A 19685-nucleotide genomic window follows, 5' to 3' on the forward strand; every position below is an offset into this window, starting at 1 on the left:
TCGCGAAAGGCCGGTCATGTTCATCGTCATGGGTGCCCACGGGCACGTTGGCTCGGAGGTTGTGAAGGAGCTGCTCGAACTCGGTCAGCCCGTCACGGCTGTGACCCACAGCGAGGAGCGGGCCAAGCAGTGGAGGACCGCAGGTTGGAGCGTGGCCCTGGCCGATGTCACCTCGCCGCAATCGCTGCGCAGCGCCTTCAAGTCGGGCACGCGTGCGTTCATCCTGAACCCGCCGGCGCCCGTGGATGGCGACACCGATCGGGTCGAGCGCCACACGGTGGCCTGCATCCTGGAGGCCCTCGACGGCAGCGGCCTCGAGAAGGTGGTGGTCCAGTCCACGGGCGGCGCGCGTCCAGGAGAACGGCTGGGCGACCTGAATGTGTTGTGGGAGCTTGAGCAAGGGCTGTCCCGCCTGCCGATACCGGCAGCGATCAACCGAGCGGGCTTCTACATGAGCAACTGGGATGCGCAGCTGGAGCACGTGCGCCAGGCCGGCGAGCTGGTGTCCATGTTCCCAGCCGATCTGCGTCTGCCGATGGCCGCGCCCCGCGATCTCGGACGAGCCGCCGTGCAGCGGCTTCTGTCGTCAACGCAGGACGCGAGCATCCAGTACGTCGAGGGTCCCGCGCGTTACAGCGCCAACGACGTGGCACGAGCCTTCGGACAGGCGTTGCAACGGGAAGTCCACGTCGTCGTCATCCCTCGGACCGAGTGGGTCGCGACGTATCGCCAGCAAGGGTTCTCCGAGGCTGCAGCACAGTCCTACGCGCGCATGACCGCCGTGGCGATGGACGAGCTGGACATTCCGGATGACTCGCTACGCGGTGAGGTGACGCTGGAAGCGTATATCTCTGAGCTGGTTCAGAAGGCCGAGCGGCAATCGGGATCCTGACGCGCCAGGGCCTGGGCATCGACGATCGTGAATGGCGGAAATGCTCAGGGGGTTTTGGCAGCCGCACCCTCAACACGCCGCCCCGGCCGCGGCCGGCCATCGATGAAGGTCAGCGTGCGCACGGATCCCTCGTCGGACGGATCCAGCTGCAGTTGCGCGTCCTTCTCGCGGATGAAGAAGCGATGCTCGCCGCTGGGCAGCAGCTGCACCGGCCGGTCGCCCAGCGGCGGACCGGCGAGCATGAGTTTGTCTCCGTCCCGCGAGATCTCCAGGATCAGACCCGACACGCTGTAGCGCCCCACGTACCGGTCGTACCACGCCAGCGATGGCGCGGTGACCGCGCGCTCGAGCGGCTGCCGATCCGGCCAGCGGTACTCGGCGGCGATGGCGCGCACCAGCGCCTCGATCAAGGGCCAGCCGCCATCGCCATTCGTCAGCACCACCGCGCCTTGCCCGGTGCGCGGATGGATCAGCATCAGCGCCTTGTAGCCGACGTTGGAGCCGCTATGACCCACCGTCTCCGCTAGCCCCGACCCGTCGAGCTCGAAGCCCAGCCCGTAGCCTTCGCCGACCGGCATCAGCAGCGCGCGGGCGGACTCGGCGCGGAGGAATCCAGGCGACTCGCCGCGGGACGCGCGGTCCACGGCGATCAGCAGACGCGCCATGTCCTCGGACGTGCTCCACAGCCCGGCTGCTGCCAGTTCAGGATGCCGCTTGAAGCCACCTGGCAGCGGCGCGCCGGCCAGGTCGTGCCCACGGGCTACCGTGGCCGCCTGCCCGCCGACGGGTGCAGCTGCGAAGAACGATCGCGTCATCGACAAGGGCCGCAGCACCAGCCGTTGCGCCAACGTCGCGAAGTCGTCCGCCCCCGATGGCGCCAGGACCTGCTGGAGCGCCACGTAGCCGAGGCTGGAATAGCGGTAGACCGGCGAGCCAGTCACCGAGGCGGGCGGGTTCTGCGCGGGAGGTTCGCCGCGCAGGATCTGCGATGGCGTGGGCAGCGGTCCCTGCGCGTCATAGCCGGTGAAGCCGCCGCCGGGCAGCCCGGCGGTGTGGCTCAGCAGCGCGCGTGTCGTGATCGGGTGGTCGCTCTTGAGCGGCAGCACGCTCGCCACGTCCGCATCCAGGTCCAGTCGGCCGGTTTCCCGCAGCCGCATCGCCAGCACCGCGGCCACGGGTTTGGACAGCGACCCGGTCTGGAGCGCGGTCTCCGTCGTCAAAGGGCGACCCGTTTGGGCGTCAGCCAGGCCATAGCTGCGGGTCCAGGCGATCCGGCCTCCGTCGATCACGGTCACGCTGAGACCGGGCACATGCAGTTGCCGCATCCGGTCCGCCAAGGTCGCCGTCGGCCATGGCTGGCCGGCGACGACCACCGGATCCAGCAGACCGCGCTCCACGCGGGCAATGCGGGTCTGTGTCGTGGCGTCGGCGGAGGCGTCTTGGGCGGCGATTACCGGGGCAGCGGTCAGGGTGCCCAACAGGGCCAGGGTGGTCAGCAAACTCATGGCGGGCGGATTGTCTGTGGCTGCGCAAGGGGAACCAGAGGTGTTTCCCTCGGCGTTTCAGCCATCGCCAGCGATCTGGAGACAAGCGCCAAGCGGGCTCGATGGGGGTTCCGCTCATCCTGCGTGGATGCAGCTCACGCCATGCCGTCGCGACTTCATCGCTTGTCGCTGGAGGTAGATGCGGTCGATGACGACACTGCATTCATCGACGCAACCAACCCCTTCAGGAGAACGACATGACCCACCGCTTCAACCTCGAATCCGCCACCAGCCGCACCATCAAGGCGGTCGCGTTTGGCGCAGTCGCTGCGGTGGTGATGGGCCTGGGTATCGCTCACGCTGAGGGCCAGCGCGAGGCTCGCGCTCAGATCGTCACGCTGGATCCGGTGGTGGTCACCGTGAAGCGCCAGCAACTGCCGACCGTCTACATCACCGGCAAGCGCGATACGTCTGCCGACGGCGTCCAAGTCGCCTCGGCGCTGTGATCCCTGACGGTTGCGCTGCTTTGATGGGGATGTCCATCGGCTGACGCCCAAGGATCCTTCCCCAAACAGAACGCCTGGCTCGCCAGGCGTTTTGCTTTTCCGAGCGCCTCTCACTTGATGCCGCGGGCTGTTCCCCCTCGCCCGCTTGCGGGAGAGGGCGGGGTGAGGGCCGGGGCCCTGGGCAGTACGGGATTGTTGCTGCGATCTCAACGACGCGTTCCGAAGAGAGCCATTTATGCGAAGCAACTCGGCTTCTAACCTTCAGTCATCGGCAAACGCAGACGCCGGAACCGAAGCAAGACCCCTCCGAAACGCTCTCTCTAAAGGAAACCATCATGAACGCCAAGACCCTGATCGCCGCCGCCCTGATGGCCCTGTCGACCGCCGCCGTGCCGGCCTTCGCTCAGAGCTACAGCCACCTCGACCCGATCACACAATCTCAGAAGTCCCGCGCTGAAGTGCTGGCGGATCTCCAGATCTATCGTGAATCGGGCCTGGCTGCGGTTGACCGCACCGAGGACTTCGCGCTCATTGCCGGCCAACGCACCAAGGCCGAAGCCCGCTACGCCGAGCTGAAGGCCTCGCCCAAGTACGCGCAACTGGTCCAGCAATTCGCGGCCAAGGAAGCTGCGAAGGGCGCAGCGACTGAAGGTGTCGCGGCGCGCTGATCGGCTGTACTGCCACCGCCTCTGGCCCTCACCCCGACCCTCTCCCGCAAGCGGGCGAGGGGGCAACACCCAACGCCGACTGGCCAGTGCCCGGTCGGCGTTTTCGCTTCAGCAACGGGCGTGCAACGGCTTCCGCTCATCCGGCATGGATGCAGTTCACGCCCTGCCGGTGCAGCTTCATCGCTTGCCGCTAGAAGGCCTGCCGGTCGATGAAGAAACTACATCCATCGACGCAACCAACCCCTTCAGGAGACCGAAATGACCCACCGCTTCAACATCGAATCCGCCACGAGCCGCACCATCAAGGCGGTCGCTTTCGGCGCAGTCGCTGCGGTGGTGATGGGCCTGGGTATCGCTCATGCGGAAGGTCAGCGCGAAGCACGCGCGCAGGTCGTCACGCTGGATCCGGTGGTGATCACCGTGAAGCGTCAGCAACTGCCGACCGTCTACATCACCGGCAAGCGCGACACGTCGGCTGACGGCGTCCAAGTCGCTTCGGCGCTGTGATCCCCGACGGTTGCGCTGATTCGATGGGGGTGTCCATCGGCTGACGCCAAAGGACCACTCCCCAAACAGAACGCCTGGCTCGCGCCAGGCGTTTTGCATTCTGACGTCGGCTTCACGCTGGGAGCGGTCACTGCGGATGAGGTTGAAAGCTCCAACGTTCTGCTTCTATCCGAAGCAAATCGCCGGACTGGAGTTCGACCTCATAAACCTGTGCTTCGACCTGCCTTCCTGCATTGACGGATCGGGAACGGCCCCAGGGCTCCCGCCTCGGAAGTACCAAGCCTCGAAATCCTTCGAAGACCAGTTGACAAAGGGCTCCGCCCACAACGTTCAGCACGAATTCGCATCGCGCAGCTTCGTAGCTGACATGGATGGCGGACAACGTGGAGTCGTGAAGAGGAAGCGCGTCGAATTGCATAGGTGAAGTATGTCCGCTCCCGCTGCAAAGCCGTCCTTGCAACTCCCATTCATCCGTCTCGGATGCATTCCACGCCGCTGCGCCGCAGCTTCGTCTCCTGCCGCTGGAGGTCCAGGTCGTCGATGACGAAACTACATCAATCGACGCAACCAACCGACCCAGGAGAACACCATGACCCACCGCTTCAACCTCGAATCCGCCACCAGCCGCACCATCAAGGCGGTCGCTTTTGGCGCAGTCGCCGCGGTGGTGATGGGCTTGGGAATCGCGCACGCTGAAGGCCAGCGTGAAGCACGCGCTCAGATCGTCACGCTGGATCCGGTGGTGATCACCGTGAAGCGCCAGCAACTGCCGACGGTCTACATCACCGGCAAGCGCGATACGTCGGCCGACGGCGTCCAAGTCGCTTCGGCGCTGTGATCCCAGACGGTTGCGCTGCATCGATGGGGATATCCATCGGCTGACGTCAAAGGATCACTCCCCCAACAGAACGCCTGGCTAATGCCAGGCGTTTTGCTTTTCAGCCGAGGTCTGCTTCAGGTTGGAAACGGACGTCGTCCGTCCAAGGCAACTTCACCAGTCAATCACTCAGTGCACGTGCTGCAATGTGGGGAAGAGATCGTTCGCGATTCGCATAGTTCACCTTGGGCCGTACACCATGCAAGTTCACTCTCCTTCCTGGGCACTTCGCGGGGTTCGTTGCGAGTGCTGCTCTGGGCAAGGCGCTTTGTGCTTCTCAGCATGTCCAGATTGCCATGCGGTCGTACTGGTTTGCGACGAAGTTGGTACGGTCTTCCGGGACCCCAAGAATCTTGAATCCGCCATCTACGGCGGACTGGATGATCCGAGTTGCCGGTGCCCGCGCTGCGCCGGAAAGGCAGTCTCGAAGTTCCGAAATGCCTCTTCCGAAGAAATACAGGATGCGGGGTTCTCGGTCGGCTCGTATGAGTGAGCTCCTGCTGCCCAAACCCTTCGCTCCAGCGGACGCCTTCGCCGCCCGCTGAGCTTGCACGCTGAACGTCCGTTTTTCCTCCATGGAATTGGCGCAGCTACTGGCTGCGTCAGGCTGGAAGCGGTCATTCTGAAAAGTCAGCCGCGTCCTCAAGCCAAACCGTTTGTGGGCGTGAATCGCTTGATCCGGTCACGATCACGGAGGTCCACCCGAAGGCCGGTTTCGCGCTGGCCATCCAGGCGAGGCCCGAGCTTATGAATCGCATCGCAGATTTCGAGGCCGACCGACGTCAGCCGCTCATCAAGGGGGACACCGTAGGAGTGAATGGTCGCGGTACGACGATCAACCTCGGAGAATTCTGTCAGTCCGTCGGGTCCAAAGTGGTAGTACGAGGAACGAGTTTCCTTTGGGTGTGTGCCCAGGAAGAAGAGCAGTGAATGGCTCCGATAGTTGTGCGCGACCTGCACCGCCAAGCCATCGCTCATATCCCCGTCGATGAACCAGGTCCCATAACTGTTTCCCGCAGCCTCCATTGCCGCTTGAAATTCTTGCCATTCGGGCGCGAAGAGCTGACGAAGGATCCACATGATGGGAGGCTACCCCAACTGGCTGCTGGTTCCGCGAAAGATGTCCGCTTTCGCTGCAAAGGCGCCATCGAGCGCCCTCATTCATCCGCAGAAACTGCATTCCACGCCGCTGCGCCGCAGCTTCATCGCTTGTCGCTGGAGGACCAAAGGCTCGATGACGAAACTACATCCATCGACGCAACCAACCCCTTCAGGAGATCGAAATGACCCACCGCTTCAACCTCGAATCCGCCACGAGCCGCACCATCAAGGCGGTCGCATTTGGCGCAGTCGCTGCGGTGGTGATGGGCCTGGGAATCGCGCACGCTGAAGGTCAGCGCGAAGCACGCGCTCAGATCGTGACCCTGGATCCGGTGGTGATCACCGTCAAGCGTCAGCAACTGCCGACCGTCTACATCACCGGCAAGCGCGATACGTCGGCCGACGGCGTCCAAGTCGCCTCGGCGCTGTAATCCCTGACGGTTGCGCTGCTTCGATGGGGATGTCCATCGGCTGACGCCCAAGGATCACTCCCCCAACAGAACGCCTGGCTAATGCCAGGCGTCTTGCATTGGAAATCATCGACTGGCCACAGGATGCGGCGTTTTCCGGGCCGGTACCATGGGCGCGCTCATGAAACCAAAACCACCGGTCTTGCCCGTGTTCTTTCTATGGATGGCCGGCATTGCTTTCGCAAAGGCATACGAGATCGATCTGCGGCCAAAGGTCCTGCAAGTCGTCAGCGGCCCCATTGGCGAACGAACGCCGATCTACAGCAAAGGCACGATCTGGGGCGTCGAGTTTGAAATCGGCGAGCCGGCCGTCCAGTTCAAGTTCAGAGACAAGGGCCTCGACGCGAAACTCGTGTGGTCGGCGATCCAAACGGCGCGTACGTCGCGGATCACCTACGAGTCCAAGGACGACGGATACCCGGTGGTTTGGGAACTGGAGGCCGACGGCCAACCCGTTCTGACAAGGACCGCGATCGAGACCGCACGACGCAGGGCGTTCCAGTTCAACGCCGTGCTCTGCTCGATCTTCACTGCACTTGCCTCGGTCGCGATGGGCTGGTGGATGGTGTCCCGAGCCCGATGGCGACGTCATTCCGCCATGGAATCGATCTGAGAGACGGACCCGCTTTCAAGCAAGCCTCAACGCATCCTTGCGAGCGCGCTTCACCTTGTACATGTCCTCGTCCGCCCGCCTGACCAGGACCTCAGGCTGATCGCCATCTTCAGGAAAGCTGCTCGCTCCGATACTCACTTCCGGCACCAGAATCTCGCCCCCCACCAGACAGGGGCACCCCACGGCGCGAGCAATCTTGTCCACGAAGCGCGTCAGGCGCGGGCGTTGAACATCCTCGGCAACGATGACGAATTCGTCTCCGCCCATGCGGCACACGGTGTCGCTCGCCCGTAGCGTGGTCCTCAGCAGGCTGGCCACCTGGCGCAGCAGCTGATCACCGGCCTCGTGGCCCAATCGATCGTTGACGGACTTGAATCCGTCGATGTCCAGATACAGCACGGCGAGCGCGGTGCCGTGGCGCCTGGCCAGGTCCAGGTCGTGTGCCAGTCGATCCCAGAGCACGACGCGATTCGGCAGTTGGGTCAACGGATCCGTTTCGGAAACACGGATGGCGTCCTGCAATGCAGCGTGCGCTGAGTCCGCCTCTTCAGCCGCGCGGCAGTGCTGAGCCTCCAGTGCTGCGTACAGCCGCTCGTTCTCCAGGACCAGCCAATACATCGCCCCCAGACGCTCCTCGCTGCGCGCAGAAGCAAGCTCCGCCAGAAGCGCTTTCAGTGCCTGCTCGGCATGGCTGATCTCCCCGCGCAGCCGCGCAAGTTGTTCAGCGTTCTCGGCGTCAATGCTCATCTTTCGCGCTGCCATTCGGCGTGAAGGTTTGAGACTTGTCGTCCGCCTTGGACTGGGCTTCATGGCCGCTTTGCCAGGCGTCCTTGCGCTTCTGCCAGATGCCGCGGCTCTCCCCGGTGCTCGTGGGGAGGTTGGACGCCTGGGTCATCGGGTTCTCCGACGTCTCATCGCCTCGCGCTGCCGCCTTGGCGCCCTGGCGCTGGAGCTCTGCGCGCTCCGCGCAAGGCAACGCCTCACGTTCGACGGGAGGGCCAGACCTGGGCTGAGATCCTGGATCAGACTTCATCGCGATCTCCAACGCCGTTTCGAAGCACCATTAGGCGCTCTAACCCGCATGGCAAGCAATGATCCTTGGCCTGGGCCAGGAAATAAACACCCGCACCGGCGAGCTCGACGTGCTTCAATGCGCGTACTGACATTCGCGCCTCTCGGTCGTCCGATTTCCGCGTCAGCCAGCACGCCTGGCCGCCACAGCTGACGGACCAAGTCGCTCCCCCCTGCGGAGCACTACGGAAGGAAGCGACATGTTCGTCAAGACGAAGCTTTCTCGCCTCCGCGGATTGAAGCTCGCGTCGTTCGACGTGGTCTATGTCTGCCCCTACCGGTCCGAACTCGGCGTCCTGATCTTCAGGCGGCGCGACGCCCTTCCCCGAAGGGCGCTCTTCATCGATCTTCCCGTGAACCCTCAACAAGGGACCGTCGCGGGGATCCGAGATCAACTCGATCCAGAACGACTCGAGGACGACTGGCTGTCTTGACCCGCCAGCGCACCCTCGCTCCCCTTGGTCCGGATGCAGGAGCCCGTCATGTCCACCTCGAAGGCTGTTGATTTCCTTTATCGAGGCCGCAACGCGGGTGCGCTGCTCAAGGTCTGCGTTGACCTGACACCGCTGGGCGGCGTGTTGATCTGGTTCGCCACGATCAACTGCAGCCCGGAGTTCCTGGAGCTCGATGGCGACATTGATCGCGTCGACGACGAGTCAGAGCGCGCAGCGGTCGTTCGCACGGTCTCTTGCGCCATCGACGCTGCCCTTGGAGCAAGGTGACCGCCCGACTTGTGTCGAGGGTCTTGCGTTGGACGGCGCCCGGGGCTGATTGCTGCAGCTCAGGCCACGCAATGTGCAGCCTATCGGCGAATGGTGGGTTCCGGCCGGCGCATCGGGCACAGTGCGCGCACCTTTGATTCGCCACGCAGCCCCTGCGTCGCACCATGGACTTCCCCGCATGAGACAGACCGTCGCTGTGTCGCCAACGAGCCGTGCCCCGTGGATTCAGCGTGTCGGCGCATCGACCGCAGGGACCTGGCTCGCCGCCTTGCTGTTCATCGCGCTTCCCTTCATCGCCGCCAACATCGGCACGAAGCTCTTCATGCCCGATGCGGGCCTGCGGGAGTGGCGCAATCTGATCAAGGCGCTGGTCCTCATTGCCGGGTACTGGGCCTACGTCCGCTTCTGGGAACGACGTCCCGCACGGGAACTCTCCGTTTCAGGCGCTGGCGCTGAGCTGCTCGCCGGCTTGCTGCTCGGTGGCCTGCTCTTCTCGGGCGTCGTGGCCATCCTCACCCTCCTGGGCGCGTATTCGCTCAACTCCGTGGGAACGCTCGGCGATCTCGGCGCGGTGCTGGCGAGCATGGCGCCACGCATCGCGGCCGGGGCGCTGATCGAGGAACTGATCTTCCGGCTCGTGCTCCTGCGCTTGCTGGAGCGCTCCTTCGGCACCGCCTGGGCACTGGCGATCTCGAGCCTCCTCTTCGGCCTCGCCCACCTGGGCAACGCTGGAGCGACGCCGCTGATCGGCGTCCTGCTCGGCCTGGAGCTCGGTCTGCTGTTCGGCGCGGCCTACCTGCTGACCCGGCGGATCTGGCTGTGCGCCGCGCTGCACTTCGCCTGGAACTTCGTGCAGGGCGCCGTCTTCTCCATCGCGGTCTCAGGTCAGTCGGGAGAGTCCTGGCTCCACGGCACGCTGACCGGGCCCGCGTGGCTGTCGGGCGGGGCCTTCGGCGCCGAAGGCTCGCTCGTGTCCGTCGTGCTCTGCCTGGCCGCGGCGGGCGTCTTGCTCAGGCTCGCGTCGCGACGTGGTCGCTACATGGCAAGATCCGGCACCCTCGAAGCCTGACCTTCCCCATGATGACCGCATCGCTCCGCTCCGTCCTTGGAATCGCAGTCGTCGCAGCCCTGTCGATGGCCTGCGCCGGGCCCGCACACGACACCTTTGGATTCAAGGGCGTCGTCTACTCGACCGAGGCGCTGGCAGGCTCCCGGGGCACGATGGTGGCCGCCAAGGGCATGCTCATGGAGGTCGGCGGCAGCGGCCCGGCATCTCTCTACCGCCTCAAGCTCGACGACGACAGCATCTACGCGGTCCGCACCGCCACGATCTTCAAGATCGGCGATTGCGTCGCCGTCTACATGAGCGCCAAGCGCGCCGAGCAGAACGGCGGGTTCCTCTCCGCCAATGAAACAACCATCGTCCCTTCGACCGGCTGCAAGGCCAAGGTCGAGTAACGACACGGCTCCCTCAGATCGGTGACGCCGCCACCAGGTGTTCCGACAGGAACCACACCTGCAGCTCATTGGTCCGCACGACATCGCTGATCAGCAGGTCGTCCGTCCCGGCGTCGCCGGCGTCACTGGCCTTCTCGGCGTGCTCGCGCGCGTAGGTGAGGATCAAGGTGTGCGCCTCGATGAGCCGGCTGAGCTGCACCGTCGCCGGTTCACGTCCACGCGGCGGGCGGGCAATCCGCGTTTCCTCCGCGATGTCCGGCGCCATCGCCAGCGCGACGCCGCCCAGCACCTGGATCCGCTCGGCCAGCAGGTCGACGAGCTCCACCTGCGCCTCGAAGTGCTTGTCGAACAGCAGATGCAGCTGGTTGAAGGTCGGGCCGACGACCTGCCAGTGATGCTTCTTGTACATGTCGCGCAGGGTGATCGTATCGGCCAGCACCTGATTCAGCGAGGCCACGCTCTTCTTCACGACCGCCTCGGACAGGCCGTGCGGCATCTTGATCACCTCACCGTAGCGCTGCGTCTCCTGCGAGCCGGTCGCCCCGGCGCGGCTGATGGTGGGAGTGGTCGCGGCATGAGCGGCATCGACACGGCCCGGCTTCGCCTTGGCCGGAGACTTCTTCTTGGTAGCCATCTGAACTCCGTGAATCATTGAACGTCAGGTGGCCACACGGGCAATCCTCGATCCCGCCTTCACCCGCTCGATGCCCGCACGGCGAGGTGCGGCTCAGAGCTTGGTGATCTTCACCCAGTTCAGATTCCACCCGCCGGCTGGCGCGTAGATGCCCAGCGCGTAGGTGCCGGCGTTCACGGTCACCGTGTGCGAGACCGTCGTCCAGTTCTGCCAGCCCCCGGTGGCCGGAATCGTCACCTGACCGAGCTGGATGCTGCCCGCGTTCAGGTCCAGCGACAGGCGCGAGCCGCTCGGGCTGGCGACGCGGTACTCGACCCGATAGCTGCCGCTGCTCGGGAAGTTGATGTTGGCGTAGGCCATCCAGTCGCCGGTGTCGATCCAGCCGACGTTGCTGCCGCCTTCGCTGCAGGCCTCCGTCTGCACGCCGCCCTGGCTGGTGAAGCTCTCGGCCTCGATCAGGCGGCTGGTCGTGGGCGGCGGCGTGGTGCCGATCTCCGACCGGACCGCCGTGAGCAGGCTGTTGGCGCCGCTCGCGTCCTGCCCCAGCTCCCAGATCATCACGCCCGCGCCCTGCTGCACGGCCAGGCGCGTCTTGGCCTTGATCGTCGGGATGCCGTTGTAGGTGATGTAGCCGCAGCTGGCGCACAGCGTCCCGATCAGGTCCTTCTGCGCCGCCGCCGCGCCGAACTGGTTGACGATGTCGTTGAAGCCGTAGTCCGACGCATACCCGTTGAAGCCGTAGCCGTAGAAGGGCACGCCCAGCACCAGCTTGTCCTTGGGCAGGCCGCGCGACTGCCACGTCGCCACGTCGCGCTGCGCCATCGCGTAGGTCGAGTGCTCCTGCCCGACCTGACCCCAGCCCGGTCCGACGTTGTCGTAGGACATGATCGTCACGAAGTCGAAATGCGGGATCGACGACACCGGGATCATCCCGCCCTCATACGAGGCCGTGGCGGCGGTGACCAGCTTGCCGGGCAGCGCGGCGCGCAGCGCCTGGATGAAGGGCGTGTAGTTGCCGGCGCGGTCGATCGCGGTCAGCACGGCGCCTTCGATGTCGATGTCGGCGCCGTCCAGGCCGAAGGTGTTCACGAACTGCGCCAGGCCGTTGACCGTCGCCTGGCGGCTGCCGGGCTGCAGCAGCGTCTGCCAGTTGCCGGAGCATCCGGGGATCGCGCCGCCGGCCACCGAGATCAGCACCTTCACGCCGACCGCGTGAGCCTTCTGCACGACGTACCGGATGTCGTCGGCGGACGCGTCCATGCAGCTCGGATTGCCGTTGCTCAGGAACGATCCATTACCCGACGGATTCGCGAAGGCGAGGTTCACATGGGTCAGCTTGGTGAGGTCGGTGCGGTCGGCGACGGCGCGCAGGTTCTTCCACGCCGGGATGTAGCCGACCACCTTGGTCTGCGCGAAGGCGCTCGAGGCGAGACCGCCCAATGCCAAAGCGGCCAGCAGGCCGGACAGGACAGGACGGCGGATTGAGGACAGTGACATCGCGGCTCCCTTGGGTGTGAGGTTCGGGAGGCGATTCTGTGGTCTTTCTTGAAATCGCTTTCAAGAACTCCCCTGAATCAGCGACGCGCTGCCCGTATCGAATGCAACCGGGCGTTGCGGCGTTCCGGGCGCGTGGGGCGTGTGTCCGCCTTGTAAAGCGGGAAATGCTGGAAAGCGGCTTGCGCTCGCTTACGAATCGGCGCGTCCCGTTGCAGGCGGTGCGAGGAGCGCTCGAATAATCCGCCGCCCTTGCAGCAACAACACTCCCTCAAAGGACGGCTTCCATGACGATCACCACCCGGCGCCCGGACGGCGCACTCCGCCTGCACCCGCTGGCCCTGTCGCTGGCCGTGGCTGGCGTGCTCGCCGGATGCGGCGGCGGCAGCGACGGCAGCGGGGCGCTGGTCTCCGCGGCGCAGCAGAACGGCACCGGCACCGCCTCGACGGGCGCGGTCACCGCGGCGGCCGATCCCCAGGTCTGCTTCTACGAGAACGCCAACTACGCCGGCGCCGGCCTGTGCCGCAGCACCACGACGAGCTGGATCGGCCCCACCTGGAACGACCGCGTGTCCTCCATCCGCGTGCCGGCCGGCTACAAGGTGGAGCTGTTCGCCGACATCAACTTCGGCGGCCGCTCGGTGACGCTGACGGCGGACAACGCCAACCTGACCGGCGTCGGCCTGAACGACGCGATGTCGTCGATGAAGGTCACCAAGGTGGTGGCGTCGGCGGTGACGCTGGCCTCGGTGCAATTCGCGCAGTCCATGCTGTACGGCAGCGCCGACAGCCAGCTGGTGCTGGTCGGCAACAAGCCGGCGCTGCTGAAGGTCAACGTGACGGCGCCCGCGGGCACGGCCATTCCGTCCGGCGTCGCGCGCATCACCAACACGGTCGACGGCACGAGCCGCGACCTGCCGCTGACGCCGCCGCGTCGCGGTCTGCCGACCACGGTGTCGGAAACCCAATCCTTCGACGATGCCTACAGCGTCAGCATCCCGGCCGAGCTGGTGAAGAACGGCCTGAAGGTCACGGTGACGGTGGGCAGCGCCGCGGCGCAGAGCTTCACGCCGCGCGTGGGCGGGGCCACGCCGATGCGTTTCGTGCCGATCGCGGTGCGCATCGCCGGCACGACCGGCCAGCTGCCGGCGGACCAGACCGCGCACCTGCGCGCGCTGTTCCCGGTGTCGACGGTGACGCTGCAGTCGCATCCGACCTTCGTGTCGGGCAAGGTCACGACGATGCCGACCACGGACGCGCAGTGGAGCGATGCCTTCGGCAAGATCCTGGGCGAGCTGGCGGACCTGCACCGTATCGAAGGCGCGGCCCGCCACGACTACTACTACGGCTTCATTCCGAAGCGCACCTGGGGCCTGGCGGGCCTGGGCTACGTGCCGGGCAACTCGGCGGTGGGCTTCGACATGCCGAGCAGTCCCGACACGGTGCGCGACGTCGTCGCGCATGAGCTGGGCCACAACTTCTCGTTGCCGCACGCGGCCTGCGGCGGCGCGGGTTCTCCGGATCCGAAGTACCCGTACCCGGACGCCAACCTGGGCAAGCCGGGCCGCTACATCTGGAGCTACCTGTCGGACACCAACTCGTTCTACGACCCGCGCCCGACGGACCGTCACGACATCATGAGCTACTGCGGCGGCACGGTGTTCTCGGACTACAACTACCGCCTGATGCAAACCTTCCTGACGCCGGCGGACACGGCGAAGGCGCAGGCGGCTCAAGCCAAGGCGGTGGCGCAGGACGTGCTGCTGATCAGCGGCAGCATCAGCGGTCGCAAGGTCGAGATCAATCCGGCGAAGACGCTGTTCGCGAAGCCGGACGTGTCGTCGGGCGCGTATGTGCTGCGCGTGCAGACGAGTGCCGGCCAGATCGTCGATCAGGCCTTCACGCCGCAGTCGCTGGACCATGACGGCGACAACCAGCACTTCAGCGTGCTGATGCCGAAGGTGGACAACATCGCGAGCATCAGCGTGATCAAGGACGGCGCGACGCTGGCGCAGGCGCAGGCCAAGGTGGTCAACGGCCGCGCGAAGACGCTGGCCGCGGGCGCGGGCCGTGCGCAGGTGCAGGTGAAGGAAGCTGGCGGCAAGGTCACGCTGCGCTGGGATGCGGACGCAGTGCCGTTCCTGAGCGTGACCTGGACGGACGGCACCCGCCGCCTGAACCTGGCGCAGGACCTGCAGGGCGGTGAGGCGACGCTGGACACGCATGAGCTGCCGGCCGGCGGCCGCTTCGAGCTGATCGTGTCGGACGGCCTGAACGCGCAGCGGGTCGAGCAGGCGCGCTGAGCGTCACGCTGCTTCGAGGGGGAGATCCATCGGCTGACGCCGGTGGCGCACTCCCCAAAACGAACGCCTGGCTCATGCCAGGCGTTTTGCCTTTCCGAGCGCTTTGCACTCGATGCCGCTCTGGGCCTCAAGGCAGAATCCGGACGAACAGAGCTTCCCGGCATCAGGCCTGCCGGGCGCTCAACCAGAGGAATGGAGCAGCACCCATGGCACTGACGAAGAAGGGCGAGTTCTGGTACGGGACCACGTCGGGCGATACCCAAGCCGAGCTGCGCAGCTACAGCGTCGCGAATGGCTATGAGGCCACCCGGTTTGCCACGTCCAAATGCGACTGCGGCTGCCGGACCTTCGCGCTGCAGACGGATGAAGAAGCCGGTGTGGCGATCCGCACCTGCACCGACTGCGGGCAGGAACACCTGATGGGTGACAGCGCGGAGTACGTTGACGACGCCGCACCCGAGGGGCACGAATGCGTGTGCGAGAACGAGGTGTTCGAGCTGGTGTCCGGCGTCTCGGTGTACGAAGGAACGCATGACGTGCGCTGGTACTACATCGCTTGCCACTGCGTGGAATGCAATCTGGTCGGCGTCTTCGCGGACTGGAAGTGCGATGCAGGGGATGCGGCGGCTTTTCTTGCGAAGGTGTGAGCACGAAGTCGTCGATGGCCCGACTGCATCAATGAGCGCTTGCGCTGCGATGCCTCGGCGGCTTTAGGCTGGAAGCAGTCGGTGGATGAGTATCCCCAGGCGTCGCTAGCCAAGGAACTTTCAGCCGCTGAGAATCAGCGCAAATATGAACCCCACGCGACTATTTCTCCGCCTCTACGTCAACTGCGAGAGCGCAGACGATGCCAGTTCCATGGATGGCCGGCTCATGGCACAGCTATCGCGCTTCTCGCCTGAGCCACACGCCGAACCTCGACGCTATTGGAAGATGCCGGAGATGTTCGAGTTCACATACAGGCTGTCCCCCGCCTGCGCCACAACCGTCGGCGAGTTTGTCGCCCGTTCTTCCGGTGGTTGGAGTCATTCCACTGCGGACAACGAGTCCTCATCCGTTTGGAATCGACAGTCTGACCATGTGTTGCTCGTACCGGAGGTTGCGTGGGCACATTTGGAACTCCACGAGGTAGGGAGCTAGGTCGCTTCGACGCATGGGGCGCCGCTCGATGCATCCTCCATGCGGCTTCAGGCTGGGAGCGGGCATGGTGATGGGTGTCGGCGGCAGGTGTCGAAGCCTGCACTCCCCGAAGGGAGACCATTGTGATGGTGCGTATACCGTTCCGCGACGCCGACGGGCACATGCTATCCGAGCGTGTCCGTTTCCGCTGCAATGCAGCCCTTGCTCCGATACTCGCGCCTTCCTCACTTCCCGCCCGCTCACGTGATCCATCACATTGAAAACGGCGTCTCCGATCTCGAGAACTCGCTTCGGTTCTGGACGCCATTCCTGCGGCAGCTCGGCTACGAAGAGTCGCAGCGATGGGCGGGTGGGGTCAGCTATCGCCACGGGCCCGCATATCTGTGTTTCGTGCAGACCGCCAAGGAACATCTGGACGCCGGATTTCATCGCCAACGCATCGGGCTGAATCACCTCGCGTTCCATGGCCAGTCCCGGGCGCACGTCGATCAACTCTCCCGATGGGTGGAGACTGCCGGCGTCCACACGCTCTACGCGGATCGTTATCCCCACGCCGGAGGACGGGATCACTACGCGCTCTATTGCGAGGACCCGGATCGCATCAAGGTCGAAGTCGTGGCGCCGGACTGAATCGCCGGCCTGCGTCCTGACACGCTTCGACGCGCAGGCGAGCTCAACCCGCCTTGCCCGGCAGCGTGTACTCGAAGCGATACGAATGCGCGCCACCCGGCGCGATGTCGATCGTCATGCGGCCGGTCAGTCCGACCAGCTCACCGGTGCCCGAGTCCGGCACGACGGTGATCGACTGCGTCGGCATGCCGCGATTCATCGTCGAGCTGTGCTGCAGCACGAAGGTCCCGGCCTGACCGGCCAAGGTACCGCGCACGGTCTCCATCGCGACGTATCCGGCCGAGCCGTCCACCGCGCTGCGGAAGGCGAGCATCTCACCCGAACTGATGGCCTCCAATGGGCCATGGAATCGCTTGTCCAAGGTCATCCGGCCGAGTCCGGCTTGAGACGCTGCCTCGGTGGGCGGCTGGGGCGAGAGTTGGACCTCGAACGGTCCGTTGACGGTCAGGGCAACCAAGGCAGGCTCCTTTGTTGGATCAGCCGGCGTCGCATCGGCAACGTGGGCTCCGAGTAGGGCGCACAACGCGGCGCCGATCAGGGCTCGAGAAAACGTCATGGCATCATCAATCGAATCGGCCGTGAATGGCCGCGATCCCGGATTGAATCAACGAACCCGATGCCGACGATTGGAAAAACGCGACAGCCCGTGAGCCGCGAGGTGCGTGGTGTTCTGCATCGATTGCCGGCAGGCGAGTTCGCGCATTCGCGCATGGCGCCGCCGCCGGAGTTGGCCGATCGGATCGAGCACTTCTGGCGTGTGCGCTGGAATCTGGAAGGGCTGGCGCCGCAGGTGCAGGAGACCCTGCCTCACCCCAACGTCCACATCGTCATCGAACCCGGATCGTCCGCGGCATGGGGCGTGCATACCGCGCGCTGGACGCGCGAGCTGTCGGGCCGCTCCCAGGCGTTCGGCATCAAGTTTCGGCCGGGCGCGTTTCGAGGGGTGCTGGGAAGACCGTTGTCTGAACTGGCCGATCGGTCGGTGCCGACCGCAGACATCTTCGGCGCCGTCGCGCTCGTGTTGAACGAGGTCCTGGAATGCGAAGACGAACAGGCGGCCGAGCTCGCCTCCGACTTCCTGCGCGCGCGACTGCCCGAGCTGGACGCACCCGGGTTGCTGGCCGGCCGCATCGTCGACAGCGCGGCCGAGGATCTTGAGCTGCACTCGGTCGACGCGCTCGCGCGCCGCTTCGACATGACCCCACGTACGTTGCAGCGCTTGTTTCAGGAGCATGTCGGCGTCGGCCCGAAGTGGGTCATCAAGCGCTATCGCATACATGAGGCCGTGGCGCGCGTTCAGGCCGGACAGCCCGCTTCATGGGCAGCGCTGGCGCAGGATCTCGGCTACTTCGACCAGGCCCACTTCATCGCGGACTTCCGCCGTTTGATCGGTGAGACGCCTGGGGACTATGCGCGCCGCGCGAGTCACGCCCCATCGTGACGCCGAATCATGTCCTCGATCTCCGGGCTGACCACGCTGACCAGGGTGGCGATCGCCGCGGACGCCGTGGAGCAGATGTCGCGCAACTCGGATCAATGAAGTCGACCGGCCCGCGTTTTGACCCGATGGATTCCCGGCAGGATAATCACGGGCTATGCCGATCCTCACCCAAAGCGAACGACAGCGCCTGCTGCAAGCGGTGGTGTTCTTCGCATCCCACACCCAGCACTGCGGCAAGATCAAGCTGTTCAAGCTGCTGTACTTGCTGGACTTCGAGCACTTTCGGCAGACCGGCAAGAGTGCGACCGGCCTGGACTATCAGGCCTGGAAGTTCGGCCCGGTGCCTATCGAACTGATGGAAGAGTGGGAAGACCTTGGCCCTGATCTGGCCAACCTCGTTCATATCGTCGGAGAGAAGGTCTTCGATTACGCGCGCCAAGCTGTGAAGGTCAACGACGGCGTCGGGTTTGATCCGGAACCGTTCAGCCCGCGGCAGTTGCGAATCATGGAAGGCTTGGCCAAGCAGTACGACGACACGTACTCGCCGAAGATGATCGACGTCACCCACGCGCAGAACGGTGCCTGGGATCGCGTCTGGCAGAACGGCGAGGGTGCGCACCGCGCGATTCCTTACGAGCTGGCGATCAGCGCGACCGACCCGCACGCGGACGCGGTGCGCGAGTTGGCGCAGGAACAGGCCCAGTATCGAGCAGCCCTGTTGGCCGCGCGCCAAGCCGAGGCCAGCTGATCCCAGACATGGCGACGGTTGCTGTAGCCCAGCCGGGGCAAATCTGGCGCGACGACTGCTACTACCTGAACCGCACGACGGGCGAGTGCGAGCGCAAGTACCTGCTGGTGCTGGCAGTGGACCCTCGCAGTGGCGACTGGGTAACGGCAGTGTTCACCAGCAAGTCGCATGGGCTGATGGAGGAACCCGCCTGCAATCAAGGACCGCCGCGTGCAGGCCACTTTGTCGGTGCGCCTGGGGGCGTGCTGCAACAGCCCACTTGGGTGGATTTCAACAGCCTGCAGGACCTTGAGGCGGGCGACATGACCAAACTGCAACGCTCGGGTCGTCTGAGCCAGCTTCCACAGAACTTGCCCACACCGCCGCTCTGCGCCGTGCTGCGCTGCTTGCTGCAATACGACGATCTGACCGGCCGACAGGCCCGACTGGTCGGCGATGTGGCGGCGCTGTTGCGCTGCCCCTAGGCCCGCGTCGCTTTATCCATACAGCACGAACAAGACCACGAAGTAACCCAGCGACAGCGCCATGCACACGAGCTCCACGCTCACGCCGGTGCGCCGGGGACTCTTGCGAAACCAGGCCGACACGGCTTCCACGCGACTCCGCATCGGATGCGTCTCAGGGAGCGAGCGACAGGCAGTCCGCAACAGGCTCAGTAGGGCGGCCCCCGTCGCCAGGACCGCCAACGGGATGGCTATCGAGAAGGCGATCCAGGTCATCGTGTCTCAGCGCCTCGCTTGAATTCAGATGGCCCCATTGTCGCGGCCAAGCCCGCGCCATGTCGCATCGTTGATGCTCATCTTCTCAAGCCATTCAAGCCATCCGGACCCCAACGACCCTCAGCATTTCGGAAGCCCCTTCTCAGCGTGATGCTGATGGCCACCGGGCTGAATCGCCGCTAAGTTGAGGCGATTCGCGTCAACCAG

At 65.1% G+C, this 19685-nt stretch carries 25 protein-coding genes; 17 read left to right on the forward strand and 8 right to left on the reverse strand.

The window, feature by feature from the left end:
• Nucleotides 1–16: 16 nt before the first annotated feature.
• The gene (locus ACNI65_RS25615) at nucleotides 17–892 is read left to right on the forward strand and encodes an NAD(P)H-binding protein (protein WP_416760375.1); all 876 of its coding nucleotides are present in this window, start codon (nucleotides 17–19) and stop codon (nucleotides 890–892) included.
• A 44-nt stretch (nucleotides 893–936) separates the two neighbouring features.
• Here the strand turns inward: ACNI65_RS25615 and ACNI65_RS25620 are convergent, their stop codons facing one another.
• Nucleotides 937–2397: a serine hydrolase gene (locus ACNI65_RS25620; protein WP_416760376.1), complete on the reverse strand. Its 1461-nt coding sequence runs from the start codon at nucleotides 2395–2397 to the stop codon at nucleotides 937–939.
• 236 nt (nucleotides 2398–2633) lie between these two features.
• Here ACNI65_RS25620 and ACNI65_RS25625 point away from each other — a divergent pair, with 236 nt between their 5' ends.
• From ACNI65_RS25625 to ACNI65_RS25640, 4 genes are all read left to right on the forward strand, one after another.
• Nucleotides 2634–2882, forward strand: coding sequence for a hypothetical protein (locus tag ACNI65_RS25625; protein ID WP_416760378.1), 249 nt, complete (start codon nucleotides 2634–2636; stop codon nucleotides 2880–2882).
• Nucleotides 2883–3217: 335 nt separating this feature from the next.
• Nucleotides 3218–3550, forward strand: coding sequence for a DUF4148 domain-containing protein (locus ACNI65_RS25630; RefSeq protein ID WP_416760379.1), 333 nt, complete (start codon nucleotides 3218–3220; stop codon nucleotides 3548–3550).
• 258 nt (nucleotides 3551–3808) lie between these two features.
• A complete protein-coding gene (locus tag ACNI65_RS25635; protein WP_416760380.1) occupies nucleotides 3809–4057 on the forward strand; it encodes a hypothetical protein in 249 nt (82 codons plus the stop codon).
• 589 nt (nucleotides 4058–4646) lie between these two features.
• Nucleotides 4647–4895, forward strand: a complete 249-nt coding sequence (locus tag ACNI65_RS25640; protein ID WP_416760381.1) for a hypothetical protein — start codon at nucleotides 4647–4649, stop codon at nucleotides 4893–4895.
• A 681-nt stretch (nucleotides 4896–5576) separates the two neighbouring features.
• On the opposite strand, the gene ACNI65_RS25645 is transcribed toward ACNI65_RS25640, so the two are convergent.
• Nucleotides 5577–6014 carry a hypothetical protein gene (locus ACNI65_RS25645; RefSeq protein WP_416760383.1) on the reverse strand — a complete coding sequence of 146 codons (438 nt, stop codon included), beginning with the start codon at nucleotides 6012–6014 and terminating at the stop codon, nucleotides 5577–5579.
• Nucleotides 6015–6217: 203 nt separating this feature from the next.
• On the opposite strand from ACNI65_RS25645, the gene ACNI65_RS25650 reads away from it, so the two are divergent.
• The gene (locus ACNI65_RS25650; protein ID WP_416760381.1) at nucleotides 6218–6466 is read left to right on the forward strand and encodes a hypothetical protein; all 249 of its coding nucleotides are present in this window, start codon (nucleotides 6218–6220) and stop codon (nucleotides 6464–6466) included.
• 148 nt (nucleotides 6467–6614) lie between these two features.
• A complete protein-coding gene (locus ACNI65_RS25655; protein ID WP_416760384.1) occupies nucleotides 6615–7118 on the forward strand; it encodes a hypothetical protein in 504 nt (167 codons plus the stop codon).
• Between the two features lie 15 nt (nucleotides 7119–7133).
• Here ACNI65_RS25655 and ACNI65_RS25660 read toward each other — a convergent pair whose 3' ends face one another.
• Entirely contained in the window at nucleotides 7134–7865 is a 732-nt protein-coding gene (locus ACNI65_RS25660) for a GGDEF domain-containing protein (protein WP_416760385.1), read from the reverse strand.
• A complete protein-coding gene (locus ACNI65_RS25665; RefSeq protein ID WP_416763705.1) occupies nucleotides 7855–8151 on the reverse strand; it encodes a CrpP-related protein in 297 nt (98 codons plus the stop codon). The genes ACNI65_RS25660 and ACNI65_RS25665 overlap by 11 nt, the downstream gene beginning before the upstream one ends.
• A gap of 238 nt (nucleotides 8152–8389) precedes the next feature.
• On the opposite strand from ACNI65_RS25665, the gene ACNI65_RS25670 reads away from it, so the two are divergent.
• The 4 genes from ACNI65_RS25670 to ACNI65_RS25685 all read left to right on the forward strand — a co-directional run bounded on the left by ACNI65_RS25670 (nucleotide 8390) and on the right by ACNI65_RS25685 (nucleotide 10369).
• On the forward strand, nucleotides 8390–8623 hold the full coding sequence (locus ACNI65_RS25670; protein WP_416760387.1) for a hypothetical protein: 234 nt from the start codon (nucleotides 8390–8392) through the stop codon (nucleotides 8621–8623).
• Nucleotides 8624–8671: 48 nt separating this feature from the next.
• Complete coding sequence (locus tag ACNI65_RS25675; RefSeq protein WP_416760389.1) at nucleotides 8672–8911, forward strand: hypothetical protein; 240 nt, start codon at nucleotides 8672–8674, stop codon at nucleotides 8909–8911.
• Between the two features lie 178 nt (nucleotides 8912–9089).
• Nucleotides 9090–9980: a type II CAAX prenyl endopeptidase Rce1 family protein gene (locus ACNI65_RS25680; protein WP_416760391.1), complete on the forward strand. Its 891-nt coding sequence runs from the start codon at nucleotides 9090–9092 to the stop codon at nucleotides 9978–9980.
• Between the two features lie 8 nt (nucleotides 9981–9988).
• The gene (locus tag ACNI65_RS25685; protein ID WP_416760393.1) at nucleotides 9989–10369 is read left to right on the forward strand and encodes a hypothetical protein; all 381 of its coding nucleotides are present in this window, start codon (nucleotides 9989–9991) and stop codon (nucleotides 10367–10369) included.
• A 13-nt stretch (nucleotides 10370–10382) separates the two neighbouring features.
• On the opposite strand, the gene ACNI65_RS25690 is transcribed toward ACNI65_RS25685, so the two are convergent.
• Entirely contained in the window at nucleotides 10383–11003 is a 621-nt protein-coding gene (locus tag ACNI65_RS25690) for a Dps family protein (protein ID WP_416760395.1), read from the reverse strand.
• 93 nt (nucleotides 11004–11096) lie between these two features.
• Nucleotides 11097–12500 carry a carbohydrate-binding protein gene (locus ACNI65_RS25695; RefSeq protein ID WP_416760396.1) on the reverse strand — a complete coding sequence of 468 codons (1404 nt, stop codon included), beginning with the start codon at nucleotides 12498–12500 and terminating at the stop codon, nucleotides 11097–11099.
• 284 nt (nucleotides 12501–12784) lie between these two features.
• Between ACNI65_RS25695 and ACNI65_RS25700 the strand changes: the two genes are divergently transcribed.
• From ACNI65_RS25700 to ACNI65_RS25710, 3 genes are all read left to right on the forward strand, one after another.
• Entirely contained in the window at nucleotides 12785–14800 is a 2016-nt protein-coding gene (locus tag ACNI65_RS25700; RefSeq protein ID WP_416760398.1) for a peptidase inhibitor family I36 protein, read from the forward strand.
• 206 nt (nucleotides 14801–15006) lie between these two features.
• Nucleotides 15007–15447 carry a hypothetical protein gene (locus ACNI65_RS25705; protein ID WP_416760400.1) on the forward strand — a complete coding sequence of 147 codons (441 nt, stop codon included), beginning with the start codon at nucleotides 15007–15009 and terminating at the stop codon, nucleotides 15445–15447.
• A gap of 736 nt (nucleotides 15448–16183) precedes the next feature.
• Nucleotides 16184–16570 carry a VOC family protein gene (locus ACNI65_RS25710; RefSeq protein ID WP_416760401.1) on the forward strand — a complete coding sequence of 129 codons (387 nt, stop codon included), beginning with the start codon at nucleotides 16184–16186 and terminating at the stop codon, nucleotides 16568–16570.
• Between the two features lie 43 nt (nucleotides 16571–16613).
• Here ACNI65_RS25710 and ACNI65_RS25715 read toward each other — a convergent pair whose 3' ends face one another.
• Nucleotides 16614–17027, reverse strand: a complete 414-nt coding sequence (locus ACNI65_RS25715; RefSeq protein WP_416760402.1) for a DUF3224 domain-containing protein — start codon at nucleotides 17025–17027, stop codon at nucleotides 16614–16616.
• A 189-nt stretch (nucleotides 17028–17216) separates the two neighbouring features.
• Between ACNI65_RS25715 and ACNI65_RS25720 the strand changes: the two genes are divergently transcribed.
• From ACNI65_RS25720 to ACNI65_RS25730, 3 genes are all read left to right on the forward strand, one after another.
• Nucleotides 17217–18011: an AraC family transcriptional regulator gene (locus ACNI65_RS25720; protein WP_416760404.1), complete on the forward strand. Its 795-nt coding sequence runs from the start codon at nucleotides 17217–17219 to the stop codon at nucleotides 18009–18011.
• Between the two features lie 154 nt (nucleotides 18012–18165).
• Nucleotides 18166–18759, forward strand: a complete 594-nt coding sequence (locus tag ACNI65_RS25725) for a Panacea domain-containing protein (RefSeq protein WP_416760405.1) — start codon at nucleotides 18166–18168, stop codon at nucleotides 18757–18759.
• 8 nt (nucleotides 18760–18767) lie between these two features.
• The gene (locus tag ACNI65_RS25730) at nucleotides 18768–19223 is read left to right on the forward strand and encodes a hypothetical protein (protein WP_416760407.1); all 456 of its coding nucleotides are present in this window, start codon (nucleotides 18768–18770) and stop codon (nucleotides 19221–19223) included.
• A 12-nt stretch (nucleotides 19224–19235) separates the two neighbouring features.
• Here ACNI65_RS25730 and ACNI65_RS25735 read toward each other — a convergent pair whose 3' ends face one another.
• Complete coding sequence (locus ACNI65_RS25735) at nucleotides 19236–19367, reverse strand: hypothetical protein (protein ID WP_416760408.1); 132 nt, start codon at nucleotides 19365–19367, stop codon at nucleotides 19236–19238.
• Nucleotides 19368–19685 lie beyond the last annotated feature (318 nt).

It is taken from the genome of Roseateles sp. So40a, from assembly GCF_048081605.1.
GTDB lineage: Bacteria > Pseudomonadota > Gammaproteobacteria > Burkholderiales > Burkholderiaceae_C > Roseateles.

What these genes read in the sequence shown, in the direction of transcription:
- ACNI65_RS25705 (WP_416760400.1), top strand. Translation starts at nt 15,007, where the DNA reads ATGGCACTGACGAAGAAGGGCGAGTTCTGGTACGGGACCACGTCGGGC.
- ACNI65_RS25675 (WP_416760389.1), top strand. Translation starts at nt 8,672, where the DNA reads ATGTCCACCTCGAAGGCTGTTGATTTCCTTTATCGAGGCCGCAACGCG.
- ACNI65_RS25630 (WP_416760379.1), top strand. Translation starts at nt 3,218, where the DNA reads ATGAACGCCAAGACCCTGATCGCCGCCGCCCTGATGGCCCTGTCGACC.
- ACNI65_RS25650 (WP_416760381.1), top strand. Translation starts at nt 6,218, where the DNA reads ATGACCCACCGCTTCAACCTCGAATCCGCCACGAGCCGCACCATCAAG.
- ACNI65_RS25700 (WP_416760398.1), top strand. Translation starts at nt 12,785, where the DNA reads ATGACGATCACCACCCGGCGCCCGGACGGCGCACTCCGCCTGCACCCG.
- ACNI65_RS25645 (WP_416760383.1), bottom strand. Translation starts at nt 6,014, where the DNA reads ATGTGGATCCTTCGTCAGCTCTTCGCGCCCGAATGGCAAGAATTTCAA.
- ACNI65_RS25680 (WP_416760391.1), top strand. Translation starts at nt 9,090, where the DNA reads ATGAGACAGACCGTCGCTGTGTCGCCAACGAGCCGTGCCCCGTGGATT.
- ACNI65_RS25725 (WP_416760405.1), top strand. Translation starts at nt 18,166, where the DNA reads ATGCCGATCCTCACCCAAAGCGAACGACAGCGCCTGCTGCAAGCGGTG.
- ACNI65_RS25690 (WP_416760395.1), bottom strand. Translation starts at nt 11,003, where the DNA reads ATGGCTACCAAGAAGAAGTCTCCGGCCAAGGCGAAGCCGGGCCGTGTC.
- ACNI65_RS25670 (WP_416760387.1), top strand. Translation starts at nt 8,390, where the DNA reads ATGTTCGTCAAGACGAAGCTTTCTCGCCTCCGCGGATTGAAGCTCGCG.
- ACNI65_RS25655 (WP_416760384.1), top strand. Translation starts at nt 6,615, where the DNA reads ATGGGCGCGCTCATGAAACCAAAACCACCGGTCTTGCCCGTGTTCTTT.
- ACNI65_RS25735 (WP_416760408.1), bottom strand. Translation starts at nt 19,367, where the DNA reads ATGCGGAGTCGCGTGGAAGCCGTGTCGGCCTGGTTTCGCAAGAGTCCC.
- ACNI65_RS25665 (WP_416763705.1), bottom strand. Translation starts at nt 8,151, where the DNA reads ATGAAGTCTGATCCAGGATCTCAGCCCAGGTCTGGCCCTCCCGTCGAA.
- ACNI65_RS25615 (WP_416760375.1), top strand. Translation starts at nt 17, where the DNA reads ATGTTCATCGTCATGGGTGCCCACGGGCACGTTGGCTCGGAGGTTGTG.
- ACNI65_RS25695 (WP_416760396.1), bottom strand. Translation starts at nt 12,500, where the DNA reads ATGTCACTGTCCTCAATCCGCCGTCCTGTCCTGTCCGGCCTGCTGGCC.
- ACNI65_RS25625 (WP_416760378.1), top strand. Translation starts at nt 2,634, where the DNA reads ATGACCCACCGCTTCAACCTCGAATCCGCCACCAGCCGCACCATCAAG.
- ACNI65_RS25635 (WP_416760380.1), top strand. Translation starts at nt 3,809, where the DNA reads ATGACCCACCGCTTCAACATCGAATCCGCCACGAGCCGCACCATCAAG.
- ACNI65_RS25730 (WP_416760407.1), top strand. Translation starts at nt 18,768, where the DNA reads ATGGCGACGGTTGCTGTAGCCCAGCCGGGGCAAATCTGGCGCGACGAC.
- ACNI65_RS25660 (WP_416760385.1), bottom strand. Translation starts at nt 7,865, where the DNA reads ATGAGCATTGACGCCGAGAACGCTGAACAACTTGCGCGGCTGCGCGGG.
- ACNI65_RS25620 (WP_416760376.1), bottom strand. Translation starts at nt 2,397, where the DNA reads ATGAGTTTGCTGACCACCCTGGCCCTGTTGGGCACCCTGACCGCTGCC.
- ACNI65_RS25685 (WP_416760393.1), top strand. Translation starts at nt 9,989, where the DNA reads ATGATGACCGCATCGCTCCGCTCCGTCCTTGGAATCGCAGTCGTCGCA.
- ACNI65_RS25640 (WP_416760381.1), top strand. Translation starts at nt 4,647, where the DNA reads ATGACCCACCGCTTCAACCTCGAATCCGCCACCAGCCGCACCATCAAG.